At 70.6% G+C, this 11106-nt stretch carries 4 protein-coding genes and 1 other RNA gene; 4 read left to right on the forward strand and 1 reads right to left on the reverse strand.

What is annotated here, in order from left to right; genetic code table 11:
- Window positions 1-118: 118 nt before the first annotated feature.
- Together AC3WL8_RS33875 and AC3WL8_RS33880 are read left to right on the forward strand one after the other, a co-directional pair.
- Window positions 119-2986, forward strand: coding sequence for a PD-(D/E)XK nuclease family protein (locus tag AC3WL8_RS33875; RefSeq protein ID WP_492379731.1), 2868 nt, complete (start codon window positions 119-121; stop codon window positions 2984-2986).
- Entirely contained in the window at window positions 2983-6603 is a 3621-nt protein-coding gene (locus AC3WL8_RS33880) for a UvrD-helicase domain-containing protein (protein WP_211979885.1), read from the forward strand. Before AC3WL8_RS33875 ends, AC3WL8_RS33880 begins: the two co-directional genes overlap by 4 nt.
- 160 nt (window positions 6604-6763) lie before the next feature.
- On the opposite strand, the gene ffs is transcribed toward AC3WL8_RS33880, so the two are convergent.
- Window positions 6764-6862, reverse strand: an RNA gene (gene ffs, locus AC3WL8_RS33885) — signal recognition particle sRNA small type.
- 167 nt (window positions 6863-7029) lie between these two features.
- On the opposite strand from ffs, the gene AC3WL8_RS33890 reads away from it, so the two are divergent.
- Together AC3WL8_RS33890 and AC3WL8_RS33895 are read left to right on the forward strand one after the other, a co-directional pair.
- Window positions 7030-9513, forward strand: coding sequence for an adenosylcobalamin-dependent ribonucleoside-diphosphate reductase (locus AC3WL8_RS33890; protein WP_153953637.1), 2484 nt, complete (start codon window positions 7030-7032; stop codon window positions 9511-9513).
- Window positions 9514-9633: 120 nt separating this feature from the next.
- On the forward strand, window positions 9634-11106 hold a 1473-nt coding region (locus AC3WL8_RS33895; RefSeq protein WP_492379732.1), incomplete at its 3' end, for a DNA polymerase III subunit gamma/tau.

An 11106-nucleotide genomic window follows, 5' to 3' on the forward strand; every position in this document is an offset into this window, starting at 1 on the left:
ATCGCACTTGCCGCCAGCCGCTCAGGCCGGCGGCGCCCGTATTGTTTCCGTTGCATCCTGACGCTTTCGCCGACCGACGCAGTTCGCGCAGCCATTCCGGGCTGTGCCCCACGCGCCCATGACGTCGCTACGTTTTCGCCCTGGCCCTGATTTCCTCGACCAGGCGGCCACTGCTGCCTGGTATTTCCTCGACCGCTGCGGCGCGCCGGAGGCGGGCGCGCACGTGGTCGTGCCCACCGCCGCGCAGATCCCAGGCGTGCGCCAGGCACTGGACGCCGCCGCCCGCGCGGCGGGCCGCCCGCGGCTGCTACCGCGCGTGCTGACGCTGGGCCACTGGCTGCTCGACCTGCCGCCAGAGGGCGCCCCGGTGCGCAGCCCTGCCGCACGCCTGCTGGCCGTGCAGCAGGCGGTGCGCGGGCAGGACTGGCTGCGCCGCGCCTTCGGCGCCCAGAACGAGACCGCCGCATGGGGCCTGTCGCAGACGCTGCTGTCGATCTGCGACGAGCTCAACGCGCGCTGGCTCGAAGACGCCGCCATCCGCGACGATGACGAGATCGACGGCGACGATCGCGCCGGTCTGCTGCAGGGCGCGCTGGAACGGACCTATTCGCATCTGTCTGAGCGCTTCCTCGGCGAAGAGGCGCGCATCGTGCTGGCATTCTGGCAGGCGCTGTCCGGCCCGGACGATCCGCTGCCGGCGCGGCGCCGCGCCTTGCGCGAGCTGTCGCAGCAGCTGCGCGGCCCGGTGATATGGATTGCCCCGACCCCGCCCACGCCGCTTGAGGCCGCGTTCCTGCGCGATGCCGCCGAGCTGGTGCCGGTGCTGCAGGTCGGCTATGACTGGACCGGGCAGGGCGAGAGCGATGCCGACTGGTACCAGACGCTGCTGGCGCTGTGGCCGGAAGCGAGGATCGCCGACGATGCCGAAGGCGTCGCCCCTCCGCCGGCCATGCCTGCGCTGCCGCCGCAGCGTCCGGCGATCCGCGTGGTCGGCAGCGCGCGCTTCGAGGATGAAGCCGCCGCGGCAGCCGCGCAACTGGTGCAGTGGCTCAATGAAGGCCGCCGCCAGGTGGCGCTGGTCGCGCACGACCGCGTGGTGGCGCGGCGCGCCCGCGCCTTGCTGGCGCGCGCCGGCGCACCGGTGCGCGACGAGACCGGCTGGAAGCTTTCCACCACGCGCGCCGCCGCCGCGCTGATGCGCTGGTTCGACCTGCTGGTGCGCGATGGCGACACCGCCGCGCTGCTGGACCTGCTCAAGAGCCCATTTTGCCTGCCGGACGCTGCCGGGCGCGGCGTGGCCATCGCGCTGCTTGAGCGCCAAGTGCGGCGCGAGGGCATCACCGGCGGCTGGGCGCGCCTGCGTCAGCTGTTCGGTCACGCACCGACCGACGCGCAGCAAGCTGCCGCGGAAGATGAGGATGCCGCTGAAGCGCCGCGCCGCGCCGCGCACGCGCTCATCGCCGTGCTCGCCGACGAAGCCGCGCGCTGGCCGCGCGGCCTGGCGCAGCATCCGCTGGCAACCTGGCTGGAACGGCTCGACGGCATGCTCGACGGCCTCGGCATGCGCGCGGCGCTGGCCGCGGACGATGCCGGCAGCCAGCTGCTCGATGCACTGGCGCGGCTGCAGGAGTTGCCGCTGGACGAGACCGGCGGCCATGCCACGCTGTCGCAGGGTGAATTCCGCGCGATGCTGTCGGCGCTGCTGGAATCGGTCGCCTACAAGGAGCCCTCGGCCAGCGGCCCGGCGCGCATCACCATCCTGCCGCTGAACGGCGCGCGCATGCGCCGCTTCGAGGGCGTGGTGATCGTCGGCTGCGATGACGCGCAACTGCCCTCCAGCGCCGCCGAGCTGATGTTCTTCTCCAACCAGATGCGGCGCGAGCTGGACCTGGAAGACCGCGAGGCCCGCTTTGCGCAACAGGCGCGCGACCTGGCCGAGGTGCTGCTGAACAACGACGACGTGGTGCTGACCTGGCAACGCTACGGCAGCCGCGGCGAGCCGCATCATGTGTCGGGCTGGATCGAGCGGCTGGCGGCGTGCTGCGCGCGCGCGGGCGTCAGCATCGAAGCCGTCGCCGCACCGCAGGCGCACGAGACCTTTGCCGATCCGCAGGGCATGCCGGCGCCGGCGGCAGAGCCCGCGCTGGTGCCGGTGCGCTGGAGCGCGCAGGCCTACAACATGCTGCGCCGCTGCCCCTACCAGTTCTTCGCCGGCCGCATGCTGGGCCTGGCCGGGCTGGAGACAGTCAGCGACGAGCTGGAAAAACGCGAGATCGGCGAACACCTGCACCACGTGCTGCTGCGCTACCACAAGGACCTGCAGGCGCGCCGCGAGCGCGGCGAGACGCTGGCCGAAGACCAGCGCCTGGCCCGCCTGGCCGAGATTTCCGATGACGTGTTCGGCGCGCTGATGGCCGAGGACGGCAATGCCATTGCCTACTACCGGCGCTGGCGCGAGGTGATGCCGTCGTACGTCGCCTGGCAATCCGCGCGCGAGGCCGAGGGCTGGTTCTGGCGCGGCGGCGAGCTCGACGCCGGCATCGACCTGCCGATGCCCGACGGCCAGCCGCTGCGCCTGACGGGGCGCATCGACCGGCTTGACCAGGGCCCGGGCGGGGCGCATGCCGTGCTCGACTACAAGACGCAGAGCGCCACCCGCCTCCAGCGCAAGCTGGCCGAGGTCGAGGAAGACTGCCAGCTGCCGTTCTACGGCCTGCTGCGCGCCGATGCGGCAGCAGGCAGTTGGGTATCGCTCGAAGGCGCGCGCGAGGGCGCACCGGCGGCGCAGCGCGAAGTCGGCCTGCCCGATTTCGAAGCCGCCGTCATCTGGCTGGAACGGCAGATGCGCGACGACGTCATGCGCCTGCGCCAGGGCGCCAGGCTGCCGGCCTTCGGCGATGCCTCCGCCTGCCTGTATTGCACTGCCCGCGGCCTGTGCCGCAAGGGCTTCTGGGAATCCACCGCCGTGCCGGCGCTGACATCATGACGCCTCACGATCCGCACCACGTCCAGCCTTACCAGCGCGACGGCGAGCCCGTCTCCGAGGCCGAGTTCACGCGCGCCGCCTGCGATCCGGCACGCTCCGTCGTGGTGGAAGCCTGCGCCGGGAGCGGCAAGACCTGGCTGCTGGTGGCGCGGCTGGTGCGCTTGCTGCTGGCCGGTGCCGCGCCGCACGAGATCCTGGCCATCACCTTCACGCGCAAGGCCGCCGAAGAAATGCGCGACCGCCTGCTGGAAGTGCTGGCACAGCTGTCGCGCGACAGCGACGACGACGTGATCGCCGCGCTGGTGCAGCGTGGCCTGACGCCCGACGCCGCGCGTGAGGCGCTGCCGCGTGCGCGGCGCCTTCACGCGCAGGTGCTGGCCGCGCCCGGGCGCATGGCCATCGATACCTTCCACGGCTGGTTCGGCACGCTGCTGCGTGGTGCACCGCTGGCCTCCGGCATCGTGCCGGGCGCGGCGCTGCGCGAAGATGCGCTGCGCATGAAGCGCGAAGCCTGGGCCCCGGTCTGGCGCGCGCTGGCGACGCCGCAATACACCGATTTGCGCGAAGCCTGGGAAACGCTGGTCGATACCGTGGGCGACTTCCAGGCACGCGCGCTGCTGGACGCGATGTTCCATGCCCGCAGCGAATGGTGGGCGATGCAGGAGGGCGGCGACCCGCTGCAGGCGCTGTCCGACTGCCTGGGCGAAGACGCCCAGGGGGACGTGCTGCTGCAGGCGCTGGCCGACGAAGGCTGGCGCGATGCCTGCGAGTCGCTGGCGCTGCGCCTGGGCGCGGCCGGCAAGACCGAGCAGACCCACGCCGCCCGCATCACCGATGCGCTGATGGCGATCACCGCGTGGCGCGAAGCGGGCGCGGCGCCCGGCAAGCCCGCCGAACGGGTGTTCGCGCAGTTGCGCGCCGCGTTCTTCACCACCACCGGCGGCCCGCGTTCGCTGCGGCGCACCGCGGCGCTGGTCAAGGCCGCCGGCGGCGAAGGCATGGTCGATGCGTTGCTGGACGAGCATGCATCGATCTGCGCCATGCTTGACGACATCAGCGCGCGTTGTTGCGAAGCTGCGGTGCTGGCGATCAACCGAGCGCTGTTCTGCATCGGCGATGCCTTGCTGACGCGCTACCAGCGGCACAAGGACGAGCAGCGCGCGATGGACTTCGCTGACCTGGAATGGCAGGCCGCGCGCCTGATGTCGGACGAAGAGACCGCCACCTACCTGCAGGTGCGGCTCGACGCGCGTTACCGCCATCTGCTGCTCGACGAGTTCCAGGACACCAACCCGCTGCAGTGGCGCATCCTGCAGGGCTGGCTGGCCGGCTACGCGGGCCTGGGCGAGCGGCCGACGGTGTTCCTGGTGGGCGATCCCAAGCAGTCGATCTACCGCTTCCGGCGCGCCGATGCACGGTTGTTCGGCGCGGCCGGCGAGATGCTGCGCGATGCGTTCGGCGCCACCGTGCTGCGCACCAACCGCACCCGGCGCAACCGTGCCGAAGTGCTGGACTGGGTCAACGCCGTGTTCGACAGCGCGCGCGCCGAGGGCCGCTATCCGCTGTACGCGACCCAGACCACGGCACTGGCCGGCGGCAACGGACCGGTCTGGCTGCTGCCGCTGGTGGAGCCCGAGGACAAGGCCGACGACAAGGCCGCTGAAGCCGTGGACGGCGCCGCCGAAGACGAACCGGCGCAAGCCGCCTCGGCCCATCGCGACACGCTGCTGCAACCTCGCCGGCAGGCCGGCGATTCGCTGCGCCTGGAAGAAGGCCGGCGCGTGGCCGCGTGGCTGCGCCTGGTGCGCGACACCGTGCCGGTCCATGAAGGCGGCGAGCAGCGCCCCGCACGCTGGAGCGACATGCATCTGCTGGTGCGCCGCAAGACCCATCTGGCTGACTATGAGCGCGCGCTGCGCGAGGCCGGCATCCCGTGCCTGAGCCCGCGCCGCGGCGGCCTGCTGGCCACGCTCGAGGCGCTGGACCTGTCAGCGTTGCTGGCGTTCCTGATGACGCCGGAATCGGACCTGGATCTCGCGCACGTGCTGAAGAGCCCGCTGGTGGGGGCGACTGACGACGACCTGCTGGCGCTGGCCCGGATCGAAGGCGAGGGCAGCTGGTGGGCACGCATCGAGTCAGGCGGCCTGCCCGAACACGTATCCGATGCGCTGCGCGAAGGCGTGCAGCGCTTGCGCCAGTGGCTGCGCGTCGCGCCGCACCAGCCGGTGCATGACCTGATCGACCAGATCTTCCACGGCGGCGAAGTGCGGCGCCGCTATGCCGAGGCCGCGCCGCCGGATATCCGCGAACAGGTGCTGGCCAACCTCGATGCCTTCCTGAAGCTGTCGCTGGACCTCGACGGCGGGCGCTATCCGAGCCTGCCGAAGTTTATCGACGAGCTGCAGGAAATCCGCCGCGGGGACGAGGGCGAAAGCCCCGACGAAGGCGGCATGGGCGAGAGCGCCGAAGACGTGGAGCCGGCCGAGGACGATCCGGCGTTTGCCGGCCTCGACGCAGTCCATATCCTGACCGTGCATGCAGCCAAGGGCCTGGAGGCGCCGTTCGTGGTGCTGCTCGATGCCAATCACAGCGAGCCGGCCGCGGACCGGGGCGGCATCCTGGTCGACTGGCCGCCGTCGTCGCCGGTGCCTCGGCATTTCTCCGCCTACGGCAAGCGCAGCGAGCGCGGGCTGGCGCGGGCGCCGATGTTCGAGTCGGAGGCGGCGCTGGGCGAGCGCGAGAACTGGAACCTGCTGTACGTGGCCATGACGCGCGCGCAGCAGGGCCTGCTGGTCAGCGGGGTCAAGGGCCGGGCCAACCGCAGCGGTTCGGGCGAGGGCAATGCAGAGATCGCCGGCAGCTGGTATGTGCGGCTGCAGGCTGCAGGCGTTGGCGAGATGGTGCCGGCCTATCCGGGCGAGCTGGCCGATGCGCAGGACCAGGCCCCGATGCCCGCGCGCCTGAGCGAGCCGGTGCGCTTTACCGACTTCCGGCTGCGCTATCGCGATGCAGTGGATGCGCGCCAGGAGATCGGGTTTGAAGAAGAGGGCGAGGCAGAAGCCGAAGACGAGTCCGACGGCATCGTCTTCAACGCCGCGGCCGCCCGCCACGGCGAGCTGGTGCATGCCTTGCTGGAACGCCTGACGCGCTATCCCGACGCCTTTGCCGGCGTGCCGGGGATCGACACCGTATTGCGCTGGTTCCCGCTGACGGGCGCGCACACCGGGCCGGCACGGCAGGCGTGGCGGCAACAGGTGGCAGAAGCGCTGGAGGCGGTGGCTGCGATGCTGCGCGCACCGGCGCTGGCGCCGTTGCTGGGGGCAGGGGACGTCCGCAGCGCGCGCAATGAAGTCGAACTCTATGACGCGCGCGGCCGGCTGCTGCGTATCGACCGGCTGGTGGAATTCGACGACCGCGTGGTGATCGTCGACTACAAGCTGCGGCTCCTGCCGCAGGAGCATGCCGCCTACCGCGCGCAGCTGGGCCGCTATGCGGCCGCGATTGCGCCGATGTTCCCGGGCAAGCGTATCGAGGCCGGCGTGGCCACTGCGGACGGCGAATGGATTCCCGCCGAGCGCCTGGCGCCGCCGATGCCGCAGCAGGGCTCGCTGTTCTGACGGCTGGCGTGGCACCCGGACAGGGTGCCAGAATCGGCGCAAAATGGGGTGTGCGGCGCGCGCGATCGCGGCTCGGCTGTACTAAAGTGACAGGGACTGCGCTGCAAGCGACTCGTGCGTGCGGATATAGCGGGAGGGGTACGGCAGGATGGGGTGGGAGGTGGACGAGCCTGACCCTCGGCACTGGCGGAAAACGGCTGTGGCTGCTTCGTTCCCGACCTGACCAGGTTGACCGCGCCACCATGCGAGGAGGCCCGTCCGAGCGGGATTGTACCCCAGACCGCGATACCGCGGAGAAATTGCGTTGAATGCCCTTTGCAATGGTGGGTCATTGCCCGCGGCAAATGCGTCGGCTTGATCTGGCGCAGGGAACGCGGGCCGCGGCGGCCCGACCATTCACCGACCCAGACCGTGGTGAGCCAATACATGAACGCAAACGACCAGATCATTCGCGGCGCCCTGGCGCCGCAGGAAATCTCCACCGAAGTCCTGATCGAGAAATACGCCAAGGGCGAAGAGCGCAGCATTGCCGATGTCAGGCAACGCGTGGCGCGCGCGCTGGCGCAGGCCGAACCCGAGGACCAGCGCGAGGCCTGGAGCGCGCGCTTCCTGTGGGCGCAGGAAAACGGCTTCGTGCCGGCCGGGCGCATCAATTCGGCGGCGGGCACCGGCATCCAGGCCACGCTGATCAACTGCTTCGTGCAGCCGGTGGGCGATTCGGTGTCGGAGCCGCGCGAGGGCCGCCCCAGCATCTACACGGCGGTGGCGCAGGCCGCCGAGACCATGCGCCGCGGCGGCGGCGTGGGCTATGACTTCTCCGCGATCCGCCCCGCCGGCGCGCTTGTGCGGGCCACGCATTCGCGCGCCTCGGGGCCGGTGTCGTTCATGAAGGTGTTCGACGCATCCTGCGCCACCGTGGAATCCGCCGGCGCGCGCCGCGGTGCGCAGATGGGCGTGCTGCGCTGCGACCATCCCGATATCGAGAGCTTTATCCACGCCAAGGACAAGGGCGACCTCAGCAACTTCAATATCTCCATCGGCGTCACTGACGCCTTCATGCAGGCCGTGCAGGCCGACGGCGAGGTCGAACTGGTGCATGAGGCCGAGCCGGGCGCCGACATGATCGCCGCGGGCGCCTATCGCCGCGACGACGGCCAGTGGGTGTACCGGCGTGTGCCGGCGCGCAACCTGTGGGACCAGGTCATGCAGGCCACCTACGACCATGCCGAGCCGGGCATCCTGTTCCTGTCGCAGATCAACGCCGACAACAACCTTTATTACTGCGAGCGCATCGAGGCCACCAACCCCTGCGCCGAGCAGCCGCTGCCGTCCTATGGCTGCTGCTGCCTGGGCTCGATCAACCTGACGCGCTTCGTGCGCCAGCCGTTCTCGCCGCAGGCCGAATTCGATTTCGATGCCTTTGCCGAGGTGGTGCGCGTGGCCACGCGCATGCTCGACAACGTGCTCGACGTGACCTTCTGGCCGTTGCCCGAACAGCAGGCCGAGGCCCACGCCAAGCGCCGCGTCGGGCTGGGCTTCCTGGGGCTGGGCAGCGCGCTGGTGATGCTGGGCCTGCGCTATGACGCCGAGCCGGCGCGGCAACTGGCGGCGCGGATCTCGGAACGCATGCGCGACGATGCCTACCTGGCGTCGACCGAACTGGCGGTGGAGAAGGGCGCCTTCCCCTTGTTCGATGCCAATGCCTACCTGCAGAGCGGATTTGCCGGGCGGCTGCCCGAACGCTTGCGCGATGCCATTGCGCGCAATGGGCTGCGCAATTCGCACCTGCTGTCGATCGCACCCACCGGCACGATCACGCTGGCCTTTGCCGATAATGCCTCCAACGGCATCGAGCCCGCCTTCTCGTGGACCTACAACCGCAAGAAGCGGATGCCGGACAACAGCTACCGCAGCTTCGAGGTGGCGGACCATGCCTGGCGGCTTTACCGTCACATGGGGGCCGACATGGCCCAGTTGCCGGACGCCTTCGTCACCGCGCTGCAGATGTCGGCGCTGGACCATATGCGGATGCTGGAGGCGGTGCAGCCGTATATCGACACCAGCATCAGCAAGACCGTCAACGTACCAGAGGATTATCCGTACGAAGCCTTCCGCAACCTGTACCTGGAGGCGTGGAAGGCCGGCCTGAAGGGGCTGGCGACCTATCGCCCCAATTCGGTGCTGGGGGCCGTGCTGTCAGTAGAGGCGCCGGCGGCGGCGCCCGCTGCCGTGGCCGACGACAATCCGTTGGTGCGCCCCTTCGGCAGCCGGCCGGTGGGCGACCTGGAGGGGGTGACGTCCAAGGTCGAATACCTGACCTACGAAGGCCACAAGACCGTTTACCTGACCGTCAACTTCATGCGCGTCGCCGGCGTGGCCGACGGAAAGCCGGTGGAGATCGAGCGTCCGGTGGAGTTCTTCATGCCGGCGGGGCAGCGCAGCGAGGGCCAGCAGTGGATTACCTCCACCATGCGGCTGTTGTCGATGGTGGCGCGCTCGGGCGGCTCGGTGGCCAAGGCGCTGGCGGACATGCGCAACGTGGTGTGGGACAAGGGCACGGTGCGCTACGGCACGCTGGTGCGCCAGGACGGCACCGAGGTGCCGCGCTTCCATGACTCCGAAGTGGCCGCGCTCAGCTACGCGCTGCAGCGCATCCTGATCAAGCGCGGCTTCCTGGATGCCGAGGGCGGCCAGGTGCCGGTAGCGGCGCTGGCCGCCAGGCTCGCCCAGCGCGAGGGTGGGGGGCAGGCGCTGGATGCCGGGGCCGATCTCGCCAGCCAGGCCCGGGCCCCCGGCACCCCCGGTGTCGGCACCGGCAAGCCGTGCCCGGAGTGTGGCGCGCACGCCCTGCACAAGGTCGACGGCTGCGCCAAATGCGCCAATTGCGGCTACGTGGGCGAGTGCGGCTGAGCCCCGCCGCGGGCGGGTTGCGGCCACCGGAGCCGGCCCGCGCGGCGCGTGGCGAATAAAGACCGCGAGGTCGGGGCGGCGGCGGCCGGAGGGGGGCCGCCTTTTGCTACAATCGCCGCCATGAGTTATCAAGTTCTAGCGCGCAAATGGCGCCCCAGGGATTTCACCACGCTGGTCGGCCAGGAGCACGTGGTCCGCGCGCTCACGCACGCGCTGGAACAGCAGCGGCTGCACCATGCCTACCTGTTCACCGGCACGCGCGGGGTCGGCAAGACCACGCTGTCGCGGATCCTGGCCAAGGCCCTGAACTGCATCGGCCCTGACGGCAACGGCGGCATCACCGCCCAGCCGTGTGGGCAGTGCAAGGCCTGCCAGGAGATCGACAGCGGCCGCTTCGTCGACTACATCGAGATGGACGCCGCCTCCAACCGCGGCGTCGACGAGATGGCGCAGTTGCTGGACAAGGCGGTCTACGCCCCGACCTCCGGGCGCTTCAAGGTCTACATGATCGACGAAGTGCACATGCTGACCAACCACGCCTTCAACGCCATGCTGAAGACGCTGGAGGAGCCACCCGGGCACGTCAAGTTCATCCTCGCCACCACCGATCCGCAGAAGATCCCGGTCACGGTGCTGTCGCGCTGCCTGCAGTTCAACCTCAAGCAGATGCCGCCGGGGCATATCGTCTCGCACCTGGACCATATCCTGGCGCAGGAAGGCATTGCCCACGACGGCAACGCGCTGCGGCTACTGGCCCAGGCCGCGCACGGCTCGATGCGCGACGCGCTGTCTCTGACCGACCAAGCCATCGCCTACAGCGCGGGCCAGGTGTCGGAAGACGCGGTGCGCGGCATGCTGGGCGCGATCGACCAGGGCTACCTGGTGCAGCTGCTCGATGCGCTGGCCGCCGAGGACGGCGCCGCCATGCTGGCGATTGCCGATGCCATGGCCGACCGCAGCCTGTCGTTTGCCGGCGCGCTGCAGGACCTGGGCTCGCTGCTGCACAAGGTGGCGCTGGCGCAGGCCGTGCCGGCCTCGGTGCAGGACGAATGGCCCGAAGCCGATGAGGTGCGGCGCCTGGCCGGCGTGTTCGACGCGCAGGAAGTGCAGCTGTTCTACCAGATCGCCAACCTCGGCCGCAGCGAGCTGGCGCTCGCGCCGGACGAGTACGCCGGCTTCACCATGACGCTGCTGCGCATGCTGGCGTTCCGGCCGTCGTCTGAACCCGCCACGACGCAAGGGCAGGGCGGTGGTGCCGCGCCTGCGCGTCAGCGCGGCGCTGCCGTGCTGGAGACCGCCCCGCCCGTTGATACCCGCTATGCGGCGGCTGGTGCCAACGCCGCCGCGCAGGCCAATGCCGGTACTGCGGCGGCGCCTGTCCCTGCCTCTGTGCCCGCACGGGCGGTACAGCCTGCGCCCATGGCCGAAGCTGCGGCAGCGCCTGCCACAGTTGCTGCATCCCCTGAAGCAGCGCCAGCGCGCCCGGCCGCAGCCGCCGGCAACGGGGCCATGTCGCCCGCCGCCGCCGCGCTGGCCGCTGCCCGCCAGGGTTCCGCTGCTCGTGGTGGCGGCCGCAAGGCGCCGCCGCCGGCC

The organism is Cupriavidus sp. FW305-F7 (assembly GCF_058782875.1).